This is a genomic window from Arthrobacter sp. 2MCAF15 (genome assembly GCF_052115605.1).
Classification (GTDB): Bacteria; Actinomycetota; Actinomycetes; order Actinomycetales; family Micrococcaceae; genus Arthrobacter.
Genome location: NZ_JBFRGZ010000001.1, coordinates 394,783 through 414,765 on the forward strand (window position 1 = coordinate 394,783; position 19,983 = coordinate 414,765).

14 protein-coding genes are annotated in these 19,983 nt (G+C 62.8%); 13 read left to right on the forward strand and 1 reads right to left on the reverse strand.

Annotated features, from left to right (window positions below; all coding sequences use genetic code 11):
- Positions 1 to 63: 63 nt before the first annotated feature.
- Positions 64 to 564, reverse strand: coding sequence for a DUF3515 family protein (locus AB4089_RS01745; RefSeq protein WP_441407596.1), 501 nt, complete (start codon positions 562 to 564; stop codon positions 64 to 66).
- Between the two features lie 457 nt (positions 565 to 1,021).
- On the opposite strand from AB4089_RS01745, the gene AB4089_RS01750 reads away from it, so the two are divergent.
- The 13 genes from AB4089_RS01750 to AB4089_RS01810 all read left to right on the forward strand — a co-directional run bounded on the left by AB4089_RS01750 (position 1,022) and on the right by AB4089_RS01810 (position 19,923).
- Entirely contained in the window at positions 1,022 to 1,420 is a 399-nt protein-coding gene (locus AB4089_RS01750; protein ID WP_441407597.1) for a hypothetical protein, read from the forward strand.
- A gap of 5 nt (positions 1,421 to 1,425) precedes the next feature.
- Positions 1,426 to 2,685, forward strand: coding sequence for a glycosyltransferase family 4 protein (locus tag AB4089_RS01755; protein WP_441407598.1), 1,260 nt, complete (start codon positions 1,426 to 1,428; stop codon positions 2,683 to 2,685).
- Entirely contained in the window at positions 2,682 to 4,418 is a 1,737-nt protein-coding gene (locus tag AB4089_RS01760; protein ID WP_441407599.1) for a glycosyltransferase family 4 protein, read from the forward strand. The genes AB4089_RS01755 and AB4089_RS01760 overlap by 4 nt, the downstream gene beginning before the upstream one ends.
- Positions 4,418 to 5,326, forward strand: a complete 909-nt coding sequence (locus AB4089_RS01765; protein WP_441407600.1) for an ABC transporter permease — start codon at positions 4,418 to 4,420, stop codon at positions 5,324 to 5,326. The genes AB4089_RS01760 and AB4089_RS01765 overlap by 1 nt, the downstream gene beginning before the upstream one ends.
- The gene (locus tag AB4089_RS01770; protein WP_441407601.1) at positions 5,313 to 6,203 is read left to right on the forward strand and encodes an ABC transporter ATP-binding protein; all 891 of its coding nucleotides are present in this window, start codon (positions 5,313 to 5,315) and stop codon (positions 6,201 to 6,203) included. The genes AB4089_RS01765 and AB4089_RS01770 overlap by 14 nt, the downstream gene beginning before the upstream one ends.
- 3 nt (positions 6,204 to 6,206) lie before the next feature.
- Positions 6,207 to 8,129, forward strand: coding sequence for a glycosyltransferase family protein (locus AB4089_RS01775; RefSeq protein WP_441407602.1), 1,923 nt, complete (start codon positions 6,207 to 6,209; stop codon positions 8,127 to 8,129).
- Between the two features lie 7 nt (positions 8,130 to 8,136).
- Complete coding sequence (wecC, locus tag AB4089_RS01780; protein WP_441407603.1) at positions 8,137 to 9,447, forward strand: UDP-N-acetyl-D-mannosamine dehydrogenase; 1,311 nt, start codon at positions 8,137 to 8,139, stop codon at positions 9,445 to 9,447.
- Positions 9,448 to 9,460: 13 nt separating this feature from the next.
- Positions 9,461 to 10,276 (forward strand): hypothetical protein, encoded by an 816-nt coding sequence (locus AB4089_RS01785; protein ID WP_441407604.1) that lies wholly within the window; start codon positions 9,461 to 9,463, stop codon positions 10,274 to 10,276.
- Between the two features lie 4 nt (positions 10,277 to 10,280).
- A complete protein-coding gene (locus AB4089_RS01790) occupies positions 10,281 to 12,203 on the forward strand; it encodes a glycosyltransferase (protein WP_441407605.1) in 1,923 nt (640 codons plus the stop codon).
- 12 nt (positions 12,204 to 12,215) lie between these two features.
- Positions 12,216 to 14,501, forward strand: coding sequence for a glycosyltransferase family 2 protein (locus AB4089_RS01795; RefSeq protein WP_441407606.1), 2,286 nt, complete (start codon positions 12,216 to 12,218; stop codon positions 14,499 to 14,501).
- Positions 14,498 to 15,481 (forward strand): hypothetical protein, encoded by a 984-nt coding sequence (locus tag AB4089_RS01800; protein ID WP_441407607.1) that lies wholly within the window; start codon positions 14,498 to 14,500, stop codon positions 15,479 to 15,481. The genes AB4089_RS01795 and AB4089_RS01800 overlap by 4 nt, the downstream gene beginning before the upstream one ends.
- Positions 15,482 to 15,682: 201 nt before the next feature.
- Complete coding sequence (locus AB4089_RS01805) at positions 15,683 to 18,763, forward strand: glycosyltransferase (protein ID WP_441407608.1); 3,081 nt, start codon at positions 15,683 to 15,685, stop codon at positions 18,761 to 18,763.
- A 47-nt stretch (positions 18,764 to 18,810) separates the two neighbouring features.
- Positions 18,811 to 19,923, forward strand: coding sequence for a hypothetical protein (locus tag AB4089_RS01810; protein ID WP_441407609.1), 1,113 nt, complete (start codon positions 18,811 to 18,813; stop codon positions 19,921 to 19,923).
- Positions 19,924 to 19,983: the final 60 nt, after the last annotated feature.

Consider the following 19,983-nt stretch of genomic DNA (forward strand, 5'->3'; position numbering starts at 1 on the left):
CCCTAACCTCGCTCCGCTTCGGTCAGGGAACCCTGCCGGCGTGGACCCACCACCGGCTTGCGTCTATTTGCTGGACGGCAGGTTCTGCAGGTCTTCCTGGCCCACGCAGTTCCGGGTTGCCTTGATCTTCTGCGCGGCGTTGGCGAGGTCTGCCAGCACGGTGGCCGAACTGATCTTGTCCGGATCCATCAGGATCTCCGTGGCCGGTTCGCGGCCGAACGTCGTCAGCGTCCACACCGGGTTGCCTTCCTTGATGACCCAGTCGACGCCGTTGACGCTTACACAGCGATCCGTGGTGGGTCCCGGAACGTTGACCCCGCACCGAAGGATCACCGCGGAGGGATCACCCCACGCCGCTGTGGCCTGGGCGTTGGTCTTGCGCAGCTTGGCGTCGCCGATTGCGTCCGGAAGAGCCAGCATCATGGGTGCGCAGGCGGCGTTCGCGGCATCTTTGGCGGGCGTTACGTCCACCACCGGGGAACACGAGGTCAAGGCCAGGCCGGCTGCGGCGGCCGCCGCAACCAGGGCAATGCGGGCGGAAACACGGCGGCTGAACTGGAGCATTCATCCAGCGTAACCCGGCCCGCGTGGCGCTATGGCCACACATTCGGGAGAGCGGGTAGCATCACAATGAACAGCCTGACTCTTACCTTCGAGTAGACTGGGACCTCGTGCAACTCTGGGGCTCTGCCGACAAAGACGTTAGTGTTGGTCGCATAACGCACACCTGATTCAATCTCGCACTGTGGGGGAGGGACTGTCGATGACGTCGTGCAGCCGGAAGAAAACCATACGGACCGGGCTGGGAGTATTGCTCCTAGCCGCTTCAGTCATGGGCACGGCAACAGCAGCCAGCGCCGATGACTTGGTGATCCCTAGCCCATTGGCAACGGCGATTTCACCCTCCCCGACGCCCGCTGACCCGGGGCCCCAACCTACGCCGACTACACCGGACGAGCCCGTTCTCACTCCGCCGCCGGTGGAAACCCCGCCACCGGCCGTTGAGACGCCGCCTGCGCCGGTGGACACCATCCCGGCGCCCGTGGTCCCGCCCGTAGTGGCGCCGATTCCGCCCGTCGTGACGCCTGCGCCCGTCATTGAAACGCCGCCCGTCGTTGCACCCGTTGCCCCGGCGCCCGTCGTCCCGACTCCTGTCGTCGAGGAAACCCCGTCTGAAACGCCGACTCCCTCGCCCACTCCGACAGTGGCGCCATCCACGGCCCCCGCAATCATTGCTACGCCCACCGAACCCCCCGTGATGGTGAAGTCTGAAGTCCAGGCCGCCGTTGCCGTCGCGACTGGAAGCCCCTTGGCCGTCCAAGCCATCACCGTGCTGGTCCTGCTGGGCCTGGGCTTTGCTTACTTCCGGTTCATCGGTTCCAAAAAAGCCACCGGCGTTCCGCGCACCAGTAAGTCCTGACACTCATGCAGGATGAAGCCCCGGTGGAGTCGACTGCGCCCAAGTCCGTGAGTGACAGCCTGCGGATCACGCTGATCACCCACTCCTACTGGCCGGAACAGAGCCCTCCACAGAGGCGCTGGACCGCCATGATCAAGGAATTCACGCACTCAGGTTGGGATGTCGACGTCGTGACTCCCGTGGCGCACTACCCGTTCGGCCGGCGGGCGCTCCCGCGCTGGATGGCTGGAAGACCATTCCGGCTGCGCAACGGCCAGTTCACCGAGAAGATCCTCCACGTCCCCTACCTGCGTCACGGCAACTCCCGCGCCGCCCGGCTGCTGGACCAGTGCTTTTCGGCCGTTTTATCGATCCCCGCCGGAATGATGGTCCGCCGGCCCGACGTCGTGGTTGTCACCGCCCCCGGCTTGCCCTCGCTTGCTGCCGGCTATGCCGTGGCCAGATTGAGGCGGGTCCCCCTGATCGTGGAAATGCGGGATGCTTGGCCGGACCTGGCCCGCGACGCCCGCCTGGTCCAAGGAAGCGTTAAGAGCGTCGTTGAGCATGCAGTGGACTTCGTCCAGCACCGGGCGGACCTCGTAGTCACAGTGACAGAGGGATTCGCGGCCACGCTGCGCTCACGCGGAGTCCGTAACGTGGCGACGATCAGCAACGGAGTGCACCTGGACGCTATCCCAGTGGTGGGACCGCCTGAGCCGAAACGGGACGTCTTCGAGGCCCTGTACTTGGGGAATCATGGCGAGAGTCAAAAGCTCGACGTCGCCATCCGCGCGAGTGCCCTCGTGGGGAACTCGATGCACTTGCACATGGTGGGACACGGGACCCAGAGGCCGGCATTGGAGAAGCTTGCACGTGAACTAAGGGCTCCTGTCACGTTTCACCCGCCCCTGACCGGGGGAGCCATGCTGGAACGCTACTCATCGGCGGACACATGCATCGTCTCCTTGCGGGACGACTGGAAGTCCTTTGAGACCACTGTGCCGTCCAAGACCTATGAGGTTCTGGCCATCGGCCGACACATCACCGCCGTGGTGAAGGGAGAAGCCGCGCGGATCGTCTCTGACGCCGAGGCCGGCGATATCGTGGCAAGCGATCCGGAAGAGCTGGCCGCCTTGTGGCGCGAGCTGGCCGCCGACCGCGGCCGCCTGGTCCGCAATGGCGACAGCCGCCAGTGGGTCAAAGCCAACGCGGAGTACGGGCAACTCGCCGGCCGCTACATGGAACTCATCACCGAACTGCTCGCGGAAACCAGCCTTCGTCGATGATGCAACTGATTAACAACGTCCGGCTGGCCCAAAGCGTCGTGCGCCAGCATCTGACGGACGATCCCGTCATCCTGTTCCTGCAGCTTTCGCGCAGGCTGCCCTCGGCGGTGCTTCCGCTCGCCAAGCGCTTGTGCCAGCTGGCTCCGAAAGACTCCACGTCCGCGGCCGTGTTGTTCGCGGCACTCGCCGCCGGTGACGACGCCGACGTCGATCGTCGCCTCCGCATCGCTGCCGACGGACCCGTCGAGGGGGACAAGGCGCGGCGCCTGGCCGACGTCGCCCTCGCGGCAAACCTGCCCGCGGTCTCGGATGTCTTCCTTGCCAAGGCGGGCACCGCGCAGCACGCGAAGCAGGCCCGGGCGCGGCGCCTGTGGTACGACGGCGCGGTCAGCGAAGCCGTTGCGGCACTCAACGGCTCGGGCGCTGCGGGACTGCGGCAGCGTGCCCGCCTCGCGGCCGAGGCCGCGATCCTGGCCGACGCATCGCCGTCGCTCGAGCGCCGACCCTATGCTCCGGTTCCCGGCCGGATCCTGCATCTGCTGACAAACTCCCTGCCTCACACCGCCAGTGGCTACGCCCAACGGTCCCACTCCACCCTGCTGGCGCAGCAGGCGGCTGGCTGGGATGTGCTGGCGGTCACCAGGATGGGCTATCCAGTGCAGGTCGGGAAACTCCTCGCGAAGAGCAATGACACCGTGGACGGGATCCGATACCAACGGCTGTTGCCCGCCAAGATGGCCCAGTCCATTGACGCCCGGCTGCAGCAGCAGGCGGAGGAACTGCTCGCCGTGGCCTTGGATTTCAAGCCCAGCGTGCTGCACACCACTACGCACTACGTCAACGGACTGGTGGTGCGGGCCGTGGCCGAGGCCCTCGGGATTCCCTGGGTCTACGAGGTCCGCGGCCAACTGGCTGACACCTGGGCCTCCACCCGCGGGCCCGAGGCCCGCGACAGCGAGAAGTACCGGCTGTTTCAGAATCGGGAAACGGAAGTCATGCAGGACGCGGACCTCGTGCTGACCCTCGGGACTGCCATGAAGGCCAACATCGTCGCTGCCGGAATTCCGGCCAGCAAGGTCCTGATCGCCCCTAACGCCGTTGGCGGGAACTTCCTCGCCGAACCTCTGGACAAGGCCAGCGCCCGGCGTGAGCTCGGTCTTGCAGAAGACGGGCAATTTATCGGTACCGTGAGCAGCTTGGTACCCTATGAAGGAATTGAGGACCTCGTAGCCGCCTTTGTGCGGCTAGCGGAGGACCTGCCTTTGCTCCGTCTCCTGATCGTGGGTGACGGTTCCTCGTTGCCATCGCTGCAGATTCAGGCGCAGCGGAGCAGGTTCGCCAGCCGCGTTATCTTCACGGGCCGCGTACCCCGGAGCCAGACGGCACTGTACCATCAAGCGCTGGATGTATTTGTTGTGCCGCGCAAGGACTTGGAGGTGACCCGTTCCGTGACACCGCTCAAGCCCGTGGAGGCCATGGCCTGCGCCCGCCCCGTCGTGGCCAGTAACTTGCCGGCTCTGGCGGAAATTGTCGAGGACCGGGTGACCGGGCGCCTGGCGGAGGCGGGGGATCCAGACGCGTTAGCCGTCGCCATCCGGGAACTGCTCACGGATCCACAGTTGGCCGCAGAGTTCGGTGCTGCGGGAAGGGAACGTGTGTTGCAGGACAGAACATGGGCCGCCAACGCGGTTGCCCTGGCACGAGAGTTGGAAATGCTGGGAGTAACTATCTGATGAGCATCAAAGAGCAGGCCCAGGCGGAAGAAATCCAGACGGAAGAGACCAGGACGCCCACCGTCTCTGTGCCCGTGAACCTTGTGCGATTGAGTAAGGTGGGCCAGCGGCCCGACTTCCTGGACTATCTGGTCCAGCTGTGGGACCGCAGAAGCTTCATCCTCTTCGACGCCCGCTCACGGGTCCAGAGCGGCAACGACAAGACGCATCTAGGTACCGCGTGGCTTGTGCTGACTCCGGTACTGAACGGCCTCAGTTTCTACCTGATCTTTGGCGTGCTCCTTGGCACCGGCAAGGGAATTGATAACTTCATCGGCTACGTTCTCATTGGGACATTTACGTTTCAGATGAGCACCCGTTCCATCGTGGGCGGAGCCAAGTCGCTCACCGGTAACACGTCAATGATCCGGGCCTTCCAGTTTCCCCGCGCTTCACTGCCCATCGCCGTCAACGTGAGGGAGCTCCTCTCCAACATTCCCGTGACTATCGTCATGTTGCTCTTCGTCATTTTCACGGCGCCGGCCGAGGAAATCACGTGGCGATGGTTGCTCATTGTTCCCGTGATCCTGCTGCAATTCCTGTTCAATCTGGGGATTGGCATGTTGCTGGCGCCGTTACTGCTCAAGATTCCGGACTTGAGCCACCTGCTCACGTTTGTCATTCGATTCTTGATGTATGTCTCGGCCGTCTTCTTTGCCGAGAGCCGCTTCGGAAAATACCCCGCCATACGCACCGTCATGGATTACAATCCGATTTTCCAGGTCATTAAAATCATTCGCGATTCTGTCCTTTACGACACGACGCCAGCATGGCGGGCCTGGGAGGTCTTGGCACTGTGGGCACTGGTTTCCGTTGCCGCGGGGTTGTTTGTCTTCTGGCGCGGAGAGGAAAGCTATGGACGTGTCTGATTTGTCGGGAGTCGCCCACCCGGAGCCAACAGTGGTGGTGGACGACATCTCAGTGGTCTACAGGACCAAGAACCAGTCTCCCGGGCGGACCAATGCCCGAACCTCCATCTTGAAGAGCCTGAAGGCCCGCCGTCTCGGTGATTCAGCGGTCAAGACCAAGGCCTTGAGCAAGATCTCCTTCGTGGCTAACCAGGGCGACTCCATCGGCATCATTGGCCGCAACGGCTCGGGCAAGAGCACCCTGATGAAGGTCCTCGCCGGCCTGATCATCCCCGACACCGGCACTGTCTATGCCTCGAGCAACCCCATCCTCCTGGGCGTCAACGCAGCTCTGATCAGCTCCATCTCCGGTGCCCAGAATATTCGGCTCGGCTGCCTGGCGATGGGCATGAGCCACGCACAAATCGATGCCAAGTTCGATGACATTGTGGAGATGTCCGGACTGGAGCACGAGGTTTACCACCCGATGAACTCCTACTCCTCGGGCATGGGCGCGCGCCTCCGCTTTGCCATCGCCGCGGCCGTGGACCCCGAGATCCTACTCATCGATGAAGCACTCAACACCGGCGATGCCCAGTTCAAAGACCGCTCCAAGGCACGGATGGAGAAGGTGACCGAGCAGGCCGGAACCGTTTTCGTGGTCAGTCACAGCCTCGGGACAATTACGGGCATGTGCAACCGCGCCATATGGATCGACAAGGGCGATTTCATCATGGACGGAACCCCGGACGACGTGGCCAAGGAATACCGGAACTTCATCTGGCGCATGAACGAGGGCAACGCCGACTACGGCCGCCAGATCCGGGCCGAGCTAATGGCAAGCCTGCCCGAAATGCGGACCACGCTGCTCCCTAACGGCTGGAAGCGGTCCAGGTAGAGAATGAGTTTTAGGGACAAGACGGCGTATTGGCGCCGCGCACTGTGGCACGCCCGCCAAGGCGGCATGGGCCAGGTCAAGAGCTACCTTCACCGCAGCACGGCCGAGCGCGACGAAGCCAGCCTGGCCGGCGTCCGCGGCGCGGAAGGCGCATGGCGCGGCTTGGGACGCGGCCGGCACCTGGTCTTCAGGGAAGCGGAGGGTGACGTCGCGCAGCCGCGAAATCCGCAGCTGCGAGTGGGCATCATCATGGATGACTTTTCCGCGGCGGCTTTCTCCGCCGAGTGGACCGTCGTGGCGCTCAGGCCGGACAGCTGGGAAGAGCAGTTGCGCGATGAGGCGCTGGACTTCGTCGTCGTCGAATCCGCCTGGGCGGGCAACGCCGGACTCTGGCGGGGCAAGATCACCGGCCCCACCGGCCCTTCGGCGGTCTTCCGGGAACTCGTTGAGGGTTGCCGGGCAGCCGGACTCCCGGCGATCTTCTGGAACAAGGAAGACCCGCCGCACTACGAGGACTTCCTGCCCGCCGCGAAACTGTTCGACCACGTCTTCACCACCGACGCCAACATGTTGCCGCGCTACCGGGCAGATCTGGGCCACGACCGGATTTCCGTGCTGCCCTTTGCCGCGCAGCCCCGCATCCACAACCCGTCGCGGCCCCGGCACGGCTGGCACGCCCGCGAGATCGCCTTTGCCGGGATGTATTTCGCGCACAAGTACGAAGACCGCCGGCGCCAGATGGAGTACCTGCTGGGTGCGGCCGTGGACGCAACCGCGGGCAAACGCCCCGGGTTTGAAATCTTCTCGCGGCAGCTGGGCAGGCAGCCGCAGTATCAGTTCCCCGGAATCCTCAAGAAGCACGTCGTGGGGTCCCTGTCCTACAAACAGATGCTAACCGCCTACAAGGCGTACCAAGTCTTCCTCAACGTCAACTCCGTCACGGACTCGCCCTCGATGTGCGCCCGGCGGATTTTCGAGATCACCGCGGCCGGCTCCAGCGTTGTCTCGACCCCGAGCGCGGCCATTACGGAATTCTTCCCGGGAAGCGAAATTCCCACCGCAGACAACCGTGACGATGCCGCCCACCTGTTGAAGGCGTTGACCGCCAACCCGGACTACGCCCAGCGCCTCGTCCACAAGGCCCAGCGCAGAATCTGGGCGGAACACACTTTCAGCCACCGGGCACGGTCCATCGCGGCAGCGGCGCGGCCTGCGCTGGCCACCGCGGCACCGCGGCCCCAGGTGTCGGTCCTCGTTTCAAGTTTCCGTCCGCAACAACTGGAACACGTCATTGCCGGCGTGGCCGCCCAGCAGGACGTGGATGTCCAATTGGTCTACCTTGCGCACGGGTTTGAGATCGACAAAGCCGCGTTCCGCCGGAAATGCCTGGAAGCCGGGATTTCCGACATCCTGGTCCTCCACGAACCGCAGCAAACCCTGCTCGGTGAGTGCCTTAATTCCCTCGTGGCGCACGCCGACGGCCGGTTCGCCACCAAATGGGACGACGACGACATCTACAGCCCCCTGTACCTGGGCGACCAAGTCCACGCCATGATGTACTCCGAAGCCGAGGTGGTGGGAAAACGGGCGCATTACATGCATCTTGCCGGAGCTGGTGCTACGATCCTGCGCAACCCGCAACTGGAACACCGGTACGTCGAAGCAGTCTCCGGACCTACGATTTTCGCCTCAACTGACACCTTCAGGCGCTTTCCTTTTCAGCAACTGCAACGTGGAGAGGACTCGCGCTTCCTCAGCGACGTCATCGAGTCGGGTGCGCGGATCTACTCGGCGGACCGCTTTAACTACTGCCAGATGCGCGGCGCCGACGTGTCGTCACACACGTGGCCCATCACCAATGAAGAGCTTCTGGCTACTTCAAAGATTCAATTCTTCGGGTCGCCCGAAGAGCACATTTTAGTTTAGGGGAGACATGGACGAGACGATTTTTGATGTTGCCGTCATCGGACTTGGCTACATCGGCCTGCCCACCGCGGCGAGCTTCGCGGCGAAAGGCAAGCGTGTAGCCGGCGTCGATGTGAAGCAGTCGACGGTCGACGCCGTCAACCGGGGAGAGGTTCCCTTCGTGGAACCCGACATGGGTGTGGTGGTCTCAGGAGCGGTGAGTCTCGGGAACCTCGTCGCCATGACCACCGTGCCTTCGGCCGACGCGTTCATCATTGCTGTGCCCACCCCGCTCGCGGAGGGCAACGGCGCAGACCTCTCCTACCTCCGCAGCGCCCTCGAAGCACTCGCGCCAAGACTTCGCGGCGGCGAACTCGTGGTCTTGGAATCGACGTCGCCTCCGGGCACCACTGAACGCCTGGGTGCCTACCTTATGGAACTCCGGCCGGACCTGTCGCTCGACGCTGCCCCCGGACGGAACCATGTCCATATTGTGCACTCCCCGGAGCGCGTCCTGCCGGGCCGGATTATGGTCGAAATGGTCACCAACGACCGTGTGATCGGAGGCCTCACCGAGGAGGGCGCCCAGCTGGCCAAGCGGCTGTACGAGGTGATCTGCCAGGGCGAGATCCTGCTCACGGATGCCACCACGGCCGAGATGACCAAGCTGGTGGAAAACACCTTCCGTGACGTCAACATCGCCTTCGCCAACGAGCTCTCGCTGATCTGCGACAACCTGGGCATTGACGTCTGGAAGCTGATCGAGCTCGCGAACCACCACCCCCGCGTCAATGTCCTTCGCCCCGGACCAGGCGTCGGCGGGCACTGCATCGCCGTGGATCCTTGGTTCATCGTCGACGCCGTCCCGGAGCACTCCGGCCTGATCCGGACGGCCCGCGAAGTCAACGACTCCAAGCCGCACCACGTGGTCCGGCAGGCCGTGGAGGCACTGGCCGACCAGCCTGCGGCCACCGTGGCCGTCCTCGGCCTGGCGTTCAAGGCCAACATCGACGACGTTCGCGAGTCGCCGTCGGTGACGATTGTCCAGGAACTGGTCCGGCAGTTGCCTAAGAGCACCATCCTGGTGGTCGACCCGAACGTCGAAGAACTCCCCACGGCGCTGACGGCGTCCGGCCTCTCCCGCCTCCACGGCATGGAAGAAGCTGTAGCCGCGGCAGACCTCGTCCTGCTTCTGGTGGACCACGATGAATTCCTGACCCTTGACATCCTTTCCCTGGCGGGCAAGCAGGTCATCGACACCAAGGGTATTTGGAATGAGCACGAGCTTGTCGACTACGGCCGGCCGCACACGCCCGTGGGGGCCAGCGTAAGTGGATAGGGGAAGTCACGCCGTGTCAGCGTCCATTGAAGAAGAGCTGCGCAATGCCGGCTTTGCACTCAAAGCCCTGCACGCGCCGCGGCGCCAGACTCCTCTGGTCCGGATTCTGATCCGGGCCGCGAAGGCAACGGATCTGGAGATTGCAGGGACCGTCGGGTCGCTTTTCGGCTCCGCTTGCCAGGACTTCGCCGTCGACATCCTTGTTGAGGACGGCCGCCGTCCCAAACTGGAGGAATGGCTTGCCACCGACCACCGCTTTTCGTTCCTCGGGACCGACGTACAGCACATTGCCGAGGCCGACCACACGCTGGTGCTCAGCGCGGGAACGGCCCTGGGCCTGCACTCGCTGGAGGCGATGCTCGACAGCCTGCGGCAGACGCAGGCACTGGTCCTCCGGGCTTTGGTGGACGGGCAGCCCGGCGCCATCGAACTGTGGCGGACAGCCACCCTTCGTGAGCTGCGGGAAGCCGGTGATCCTGAAAAGTCCGCGCGCAGCGCCGGCGGCGAACGCTGGGTTTCCGGCAGCGCCCTGGGCCTGCACGACTTCCGGCGGCCCAAGCCCAAGCTGCACCTGCGCAAGGGGGCCGCGGCAACCCTTGACCTCAATATCGTGGTCCGGGACCTGGCCGACAGCGCCACGCGTGTGGACTACGAACAGAAAATCCGGCTCCTCGAGGCCCGGCTGAAGAAGTCAGAAGTCGAGCGCCGCCGCCTGGAGCAGGGGCTTGCCCCGAACCGGGGCGTCTCACGCGCCCGCGCGATTGCCCGCAAGGGTCCGGCCTACATCCTTGGCCGGCTTATGGCCCGCTCAGGCCGGGCGGGGATCTAGCAGGATGCAGATCAAGAGCGTCGTCGTTGGCTCCGCCGGGCACTCCATGGCGGAGCTGGCGTTGGACCTTGGGCTGGACTATGCCCGCACGGACTGGGAGCACCGCGATCCCCGGAACGGATCCGAATGGGAACACGCCGTTCCGGCCGATCAATTGTGGTGGGACCACTACGTTGTGCAGGCGGAGTCGCTCGCCGAGGCCCGGACGATGCTCCCGTTGTTCCGCAGCGAAGGACGGGCGCAACGCTTCGTGCTGGTCGTCCGCGGACTGTTCCCCGCCGCCGACCTGCCGGTCTGGACTCCACGCAGCCTCCAGATCAAGGCCGGCACCTCGGCCATGACGGTGCCGGGGCTCGGCTTCGCAGTCGTGGTCGAAGGCGGCAAATGGGTGAACGTGCATGCTGCGGCCGTTGCCGCCTTGGGCTGCTGCTCGCCTGCTGCGCCGCGGCCCGTGCTGGGCGGACTGCGTGTGGGCATCACCGAACCCGCCGACAGCGTCTGGCTCGCCGGGGACGCACTCGGCAGCTTCATGACGGAACAGCTCCTGCAGCCAGAGCCGGACGACATCTATGCCGTCGACGTGCTGATCGGGCCCGGCGAGCTCACCCAGCAGCTCAGCCGGCAAATCGCTGACCAGCCCGCAAGGGTCACGCCGCCGGTCTGGACCCCGCCTGGAACCGTGCTGCCCCCTGTCGATACCGCCGTCGTATCGCCCATGGGGTTCCTGCCGTACCCGGACAAGCCCACGCGGGCGCTCCAGCCGGGCGACCTCGGCTATGGGGGAGACCTGAGCGAAGCCGACCTCGCCGCCCTGCGGCCGCACGACTACCTCGAGGTGGACGGAACCCGCTTTGGCGGTCTGGACTGGCAGCTGGCGCGGCGCCTGAGCCAGCTGGCCGTCGCTGGCGTCCCGCTGCTGGTGCGGGCGTTGCCCGCCCCGGTGCGGTCCCTGCTCGGCCACCAGCTGGTGGACTGCCTTCAGGCTTTCGACGCCGGTGATCCGCGGGTGCTGCGGGAATCGAAGTCGATCGAGCTGCGTCGGACGGCCCTGGACATCTACAGCCCGAAGGCCGTCTGGAACACTCTGCTCTGCCAGCTGGGCGGGCCGCTGCTTCCCTCGCCTTCCGTGAGCGTGGTCCTGGCCACCCGCCGGCCCGAGAAGCTGGCGTCCGCCCTGGACCAGCTGGCACGCCAGAGCTGGGAAGCCTTGGAAGTGGTGGTGGTCCTGCACGGCTTCGATGCCGAACTGCCCGAGGTCCGGCGCGCCGTCGAGGCGTATCCCGGCGAGCTGCAGCTGCGCTCCGTTCCGGCCGACATGATTTTTGGCGACGTGCTGAACGCCGGCGTCCGCGCCGCCAGCGGCGATCTCGTCTGCAAGATGGACGACGACGACTGGTACGGCCCGCACCACGTGCGCGACCTCGTCCACGCAAAGGACTTCAGCGGCGCCACCTTGGTCGGGGCCCAAGTCGAATTCGTGTACCTGGAAAGCCTGGACATCACCACGCGCCGGCCTCCGCTCGGCGAGCAGTACTCGGACCATGTAGCGGGCGGCACCATGATGATCGGCAGAGACGAGCTGCGTCAGCTCGGGGGATGGCGGCCCATCCATCGCGCCGTTGACCGCTGCCTCCTGCAGGCGGTCCAGGTCGCCGGGGGACTCATCTACCGCTCCCACGGCCAGAACTACATGATGCAACGCCACTCCGGCGCGGACTCACACGGCGGACACACCTGGAATCCGGAGGACAGCATCTTCCTCCAGAGCGTGGCCGAACAATGGGACGGGTTCCAGCCGCCGCCGCAGATCGGTTCCGTCCCGGGTGCCGGGGGCGGCACAAGGCTCGAGGACATGCGCAGCCACTTCGCCCGCATGCCCGATCCCGCAGCCTCCCAGTCCTCTCACACCACCTACCCGCATGTTTAGAAGGCTCAGCGAATGAAGTTTCAACAAGCTCTCCGCAGAATTGCGCGCCTGTCCCCGAAGAAGAAAGCCGCCGCCGCTTCTTTCGCCGTCCTCTTTGCCTTGGTAGTGGTGGCTGCGTACGCACGTAGCCCTTGGCTGCTGGGCCTTATGGTCGTGGTTTTCGTAGCTGCGCTGGCCGTCGGCGCCCTGTATATGGACCGGTTGCTGAAGGCATCCCGGCGAGCCACTAAGCGCGCTAAGGCGGCACATTCCAAGCTGGCTTCCACGCCGCGCCCCGGAGCCCTCGTTGAGTGGGGGGCGCGCTCCCGGATCCCGGAGGCGCGGCTTGCCCAACGTTTGACCAAGCTGCATTCCGTTGACGGGCGCGATGTCCTGGTCAGTGCGGCAACCAAGGGCCGGTGGGGCTGGCGGGACATGGCCGTTGCCCTGGAAATGTATCGGATAGGCGGTAATAGCCGACGTGGCGTTGAGCCCGTCCTGGCCAAAACACCCCGGACAGTCCTGCTGCACCTGGGCGACCTGTGCTTCCGGCAGAACATTCTCCAGGACGACATACTCAATGCCTCCACGCTGTACAAGTATGTATTCCAGCGGCTCGGCGCCAAACCGTTCCAGAACAAGCGGCGTGGGGAGTTCTTCCTCGACGCCCTGGCCAGGACCGGGCAGGGGGAGGAAGTCATCAGGCTGCAGGGTCTCTACAATGCCGACGAAATGAACGCCAACGACCTCCACCTCTACAGGGCCAACGCGGCTAACCCGTTTAAGGACAATTCCGTCGACGTCGACGATTGGCTCGCCGGGATCAACGAAATTTACGAGCGGGCTGGGCTGTCCAAGCTTTCGCTGGCCGAAGGGTCGGCCCCGGCGTTCCTCCGGCTGAAAACGGATACGCCGGATCCGGTGACGGACGGACCCCTCGTCAGCATCGTCATGCCGGTCTACAAGCCGGACGAGTACACGGATCTCGCGATCCAGTCAGCCGTCAACCAAAGCTACCGCAACATCGAAATCATCATCGTTGACGACGGCTCCGGTGGTGACGCCGCTGAGCGGCTCAACAAGTGGCTGCCCGTGGATGGGCGTATCAAGGTGGTGCTCAACGAGGCCAACTCCGGAGCCTACACGTCGCGGAATGTTGGCTACTCCATGGCTCAGGGCGAGTTCATCACGATTTTCGACGGCGACGACTGGCAGCACCCGCAGAAGATCTCCCTCCTGGTCCGGGCCGCCCTGGATCAGACGGACGGCAGGCTCGTCTCTGCTCCCTGGACGCGCGCCGATGAGGACCTATTCTTCCACTACCGCGGATGGCGTGGCGCCTTCATCACACCGGCTCATGTATCCACCATGTTCCACACTCCCACTATCAGGGAGCGCCTGGGCCACTGGGATTCCGTCCGTAAAGCGGCGGACACGGAGTTCATTCTCCGCTACCAGGCCCTCGTCAACGGCGAGGAGCCCTTCGAGGTCTGCGAGGCGCCGTTGACGCTTTCCCTCGTTGGCACGTCGAACCTTTCCATGGAAGATTTCCGCCTCGGCTACAGGTCGCCGGACCGGGTTTCATACCGTGACTCGTATGAGCACTGGCATAAGAAGATCCAGACGGGCGATCATTCCGGCTTCCTGGACTTCCCCCTTGCTGAAAGGGAGTTCCCGGCACCGCCGCGGTTCCTGCCGTCGGGTCCACAGCAGGCGGAGATGGAACTCGATATGTTGCTTGTCGGCGATTTCGGTGCTGATTCCTTAGTTTCGAATCTGATGCTCGAACACCTGGCGGCTGGGATGGGGACGGCACAAACGATAGGCCTTATGCATTATCCGAGCCTCCTTCACACAGCTGCGATCGAAAGTTCATACTCCGATGAACTCATGGACGCCTTCCATGACGGGCGACTTATCCGGGTCGAGGTGACGGACCGCGTGCGGTCTGCGGCCGTGAATATCTACGATCCCACGGCTTTCCAGTACAGCCGGGAGTTGCGAAGCGGACACGTTGCGGGCCGTGTGTCCGTATGGACGGACGAGCCGCCCTATAACTGGGAAACGGACGAACACAAGTACGAGGTTGGCACAGTGGAACGCAACCTTTTGTCCGTGTTCGGCGGTTCCGTACAATGGATTCCGCTCAACGAACGCACCATGCGGGTCATCACGGAGTCCGGACATGGTCAGAAGTCCATCGGTGACCACGTGGCGCCGAGCGACCCGCTGATCGTTCCCGACATCGCGGTGGAGGATGCTCCGCTTTCACTGACAGGCTCCACTGCGGGACGATTCGAGGCAGGAGAGATTCCGTGAACTTGCAGGACGTGACCCCGGACGAGTGTTGGGACGAGCGAAACGCCGTCGAGATTCGCCGGTATGCCTCGGCTGCCAGCATTGACCACGCGGCATCTGGGGCCTACGAATTCGTAGTGCCGGCCAGTTCCGGCGGACGTCTGGATATCACCGCACTGTACATTCCCAGGGCGTCCAAGACGCTGATCGTCAGCTTTCACGGCTCGCTGCAGCGGTCCAAGTTCACACTTCCGCGTTTCGAATGGCGGAATTCCCTTGCCTCGTTTGAAGTCGCGCAACTCTTCGTTGCTGATTCAAGCTTGCACGTCAATAGAGCCATGGCGCTGGCCTGGTACATCGGAACTTCGGAGCAGGATTTTAGCTCGGACGTGGCTGACCTCATCAAGGACATCGCCTCGGCGGCGGGGTACGAGAGGATTCTGTTGACAGGGTCCAGCGGTGGAGGATTTGCCGCGCTGGCGATATCCCGCCAGATCGACGGCTCAACGGCGGTCTGCTTCTCACCGCAAACCCGCGTGGGGGACTACCGCAACTCCGTGGTCAGAACCTTCTATCGCGCATGCTTCCCGGGGCTGGGGGGATACGCTGCAGTAGAAAAAGCTCACCGTTCACGATTTGACCTGCGCCATCTGTACGCAACGACGCCTGATAACAACTTCGTTCGGTTCGTTCAGAACACGCGGGACACCGACCACTACAGCAAGCACTACACGCCGTTCGCCGACTCGCGTAAGGTTGATCCCTCCATCGGCGGCCTCGATGCGTCCGGCCGGATCGAATTTGTGCCTCTGGCATTGCAGGATGGTCATCTGCCTCCACCCCGGGGACGGTTCCGACAGCATCTCCAAGAAGCACATGCAACGTTCTTCGGCGCAGAGCTCGCAGTTTTGGAGGAAGAGGTTGAAAAGCCCGGGATCCCTGTCTCCAGCAACGTGTATCGTCGCGGCCTTCTGAAGTTTTTGACCAGAAACAACCACTGACACAAATAAAAGGGCAACGGTTTGAGGCCACAGTCGCGGAATGAGAAACATCAGAGGGATGTCAGCGTCACTGGGGAGGATGGCAGCCCTCAAACTCGCTGATTGCGAAACTCTCAGCGAGTTCATAGTTACTTGTGTTGACCGCTTCGTCCCATAAACGGCTGTCGGCAACGATTAGATCAAATGAAGGAAATGCGACAAATGAATGCTTCGACCCAGGCGCTTGCCCCTATTTCGGCCCGCAGTCAGCGGTTAATCAACACAGAAGTGTTTGATGCCGAGTACTACGCCGCGGAAAGCGGGAAGGACTTCGAGACTAAGCAGGCTGCTGCTCGTCACTTTGTTCAATATGGCATGAAAGCCGGTCTCAGCTTCCACCCCTTGTTTGACCTTGGAATGTTTCCAGCGCCCGTTCGTGATCGATACAAGGCTGGGGATGTCGAGTTTCTACTCTCTTACCTGCGCAGTTCCGAGTCGCGGGAGCATGTCTGGTCTTGGTTGTTCGATCCTGCCGGCGTCAAAGAGCCGGGTGCAGAAGGGTCATTGCTTCTATCCAGATACCGTGCCGGGAAAATACGAGACCTTCCGGTGCCGGACAAATTGCCGGGTTCCGCCCCTGCGTGGCTAGACGTGCGGGCACTGATGATTGCCCACGCCCACGCTTCTAAGGCATACGAATTGAGCAAGAAGCCCCTGCGCTTCACCTCGTGGTCGGAGACCGTAGAACGAAAGTGGCTTCAAAACGTCCAGAATGTTCCCGCAGCTACTACCGGGACGGCCACCGTCGTGAGCATTGTGATGCCCGCATGGAACCGGGAAGTGGCGATTCGAGGTGCCATTGACTCAGTGCGCCAGCAGAGCCTGGGGTCTTGGGAACTCATCGTCGTCGACGACGGCAGCACGGATGGGACCCGCGATGTAGTGCGCGACTACGCACGCCTGGACAGCCGGATTCGCTTGGTTGAAGCGGATCACCTGGGCGTCTGCGCAGCCCGTAACCGGGGTATTGAAGAAGCTGCGGGCGAGTTCCTGGCCTTCCTGGATTCCGATAACACCTGGCGCCCCGATTTTCTCACGAATATGTGTGCGGGGCTGAATGCCAGTGGTGGCAAGGCCGCCTACTCTGCAATCCGCATGCTGAATGCCCGCGAGGAATTCACGGGCCAGCCGATCACGACCAGCCAGCTCCTGGTACGGAATTACGTAGATCTCAATGTTCTCGTGGTGAAGACCTCATTCATCCGAGAACTTGGTGGTTTCGACAATTCCCTCCGCCGGTGGGTCGATTATGACCTCGTCTTGCGAATTGCCGAGACAGCCAGCATCGAGTACTTCCCCTTCATCGGTTGCGATTACGTCGACGATCACAACGAGGACAGAATAACGCGCAGGGAGTCGGCGAACTGGGAATTCGCGGTACTTGGCAAGAATGTGCTGGGCCGGTTTGTCCCGGATTCCGTCACTGATCGACTGCAAGCGCCGTCCCTGTCGGTCGTCATGCGCATCACTGAGAGCATCGACGTGGCTATTCGGAATATCCGCAGAATCCAGGAGACCATCGACGCCGACGCGATCGAACTGATAGTTCTCGACGAAGTCCAGGGTTTCCGCACGTCGCTTCGTCTGCGTGCAGCTCTCGCCGGCCTGCCCGGCTTGAAGTACATCAAACTGCCGCGACGCTACACAGAAGCAATTGCCTACAATATTGGCTCCGTCCACGCCGCCGGCTCGAATCTCTTGTTCATCAAGGAAAGTGTTGAAGTCCGCGCCGGCACAACGGAAAAGCTCGTAGAGCAGCTTAGCGACGCATCAGTAGCTGCTGTGCAGCCGCTCCTGACCGATCCCGCAGGCGTCGTCGTCTCCGCCGGCGCCGGAATTCATCGCAATAGCCTCGCCATCCCCCTGTTCCGGGGCCTGAACATCGCCGATGCCCGGCGCCACAGCGGCCGGGGGGTGGACGAATTGGCAGCTGCCGCCTTCATGGTCCGCACGGAAGCCTTTGAGCTGCTGGGCCGCTTCAACGCGATCTTTGCCGGCGAGGCGGCAGTCACCGATTTCGTGCGGAGGCTCAGCCGCGCCGAAGCCGGAGAGTTCGTCGTCGTGGGCGCCGCGGTCGCAGTAGATCATTCGGCGGATGCATTCGCGGAGCACCCTTCACTGGCCGCAGCGGATGTTGGTTGGCTGAGTGCGTCCAAGGAACCCACCACGCCGATGGATGCCCACTACAGGGACATCGGCCTGGACATCCTTGCATTCGTTGCGCCACGAAACCCAAGGCTCCAGCCTGCGGCGCCGATTGTCGCCAGACGGACCTCCGGGTCGGATCCCGCGGCGAGCTTGCGCTGGGCAATCAAGATCGGCGCCGAGTTTAGTATTGGCGGAGACCGGTGGGGCGACGTTCCGTATGCGGCCGACCTTGCAGCGGCCCTGACTGCCCGTGGCCAGGAAGTTGTGGTCGACAGGGTTGGGGCCCTTGCCCGTCCTTCAAACCATTTGGACGACGTAGTGGTGGTCATCCGCGGCCTGCACCGCTGCGATCCCCAGCCAGGTAAGACAAATATCCTCTGGGCCATCAGCCGTCCGGACTTGATTGACCGGGAAGAACTCCTTGAGTTCGACGTCGTGTTTGGTGCGTCCCGAATCTGGTGCGAGTATGTCCGCAGTGAATGGGGGATCGAAGCCCAGTACCTGCCGCAGGCCACGAACCCGAGTCGGTTCCACCCGACGGCCGCGACCGAGGAAAGCCCACGGTACGACCTTACGTTCGTTGGGGGACCGCGGAAACCGATTGGGCGCAAGATCGTCGCCGATTGCGTTGAACTTGGCCAGAATGTCAGCGTTTGGGGCCCACGCTGGGAGCAGTTCATCCCGGCAAACATGGTCGTGGCCGATTTCATCGACAACGACGAACTTGCTGCCGTGTACAGGTCGTCCGCGGTTGTCCTCAATGACCACTTCGAAGACATGGCGCGGTGGGGGTTCGTCAACAACCGACTCTACGACGCCGTGGCCTCAGGCGCACGGGTGATCAGCGATGACGTTGACGGCATCGATGAGATCTTCAAGGGAGCGGTCCGGACATATACTTCGACGGAGCAGCTTGCCGAAATCCTGGCCGATCCGAGCGGTTTCCCGGATGATTCGGAGATGGCTGCCATCAGCCAGATGATCCGGGACGAACATAACTTCGACAAACGAGCCGAGACTCTGCTTGGGGTAGTCCGGGAACACAGGAAATCGGCGTCGGATAGTGCCAGAAACGATCTCACGCCTGCGCTGTAGATACGACTATTCTTTAGGGCTACGGGAACCAATGGAGAGACCCGCACATGAATAACAACACATCGCCGCTTCCGCACGTCTTCATCTCCCAAGCCCATTTGGTAAGTTACGGCGGTTCGGAAATGGTCACCTTGGAGCTTGCAGAGCATTTCGCTGCTGAGGGCTCTCAGGTGACCATCGGAACCTGGAGCATCGGCAAGCCTGTCCTATCGCATTTGACGGATCGTGCCAATATTGCCTACTTCGATATTGACGACGACCGGCTTTCAAATCTGCTGCAGAGCAATCCACCGCAATTGGCATGGATTCATCACCAGATCGTCCCTCAATGGCTCCTTCGGAATCCGGGTAAAACGGCGTTTGTGTTCAATCACATGTCGTCTGTCCACCCATTGGAATCGTCATGGTCCGCGGTCGTTGAGGGCAGGCTTGCGGGCCTGCACCTGTATAACTCTGCAGAGACGCTTGAGGCGCATCTCGCCGACGGCGCAGCAGCGTTTGACCCGGGACGCTTGAAGGTGTTTGCCAATCCCGCTCCTGACGACTTTGGGGCAGTGGCCAGGCCGGGCCGGGGGCGGACGCAGTTGATCGGCGTCGTCTCCAACCACGTCCCTGACGAGCTTGGCGTCGTGATGGAAAACCCTCCGGCCGGCGTGGAATTCCTGCCGATAGGCAGCGGTGGGGTGGTAAACTCGGTCGCCGCCCGCGTCACTCCTGAGACTCTGGTTGCCCTAGACGGCGTGGTAACAATCGGCAAGACCGTGCAGTACGCGATGCTTGCTGGCGTGCCTGTCTACTGTTACGACAAATTCGGTGGCCCCGGATGGCTTGACGCGAAAAACTTTGACTTGGCGGAATTCCACAACTTCTCGGGCAGGGGCTTCTCCGTCAAGAGTCCGGAAGAGATTGGAAACGAACTGTCCGGTGGTATTGAAGCGGCGAGCGATTTTGCCGTCGAGTTGAAATCCCGGGACCTGTCGAGATTCACGCTGTCGTCTGCCCTTCAAGATGTGCTGTCCACGTTGGATCAACGACCGGCGCAGACTTCGAGGCTGGAAGCAGTCGAAGCGATGGCACATTCCCGGCAGCAGAAGCTGGTCGGACACTATGTGAGGAACTGGCTCCGGGCAACCCAGAAACTTGCCCAAAGCACGAACTAGGCCCTTAGCGAGTCCCCGCAGCAAAACGGGATCTACCTTTGCCATCGTTACCGAAGACCC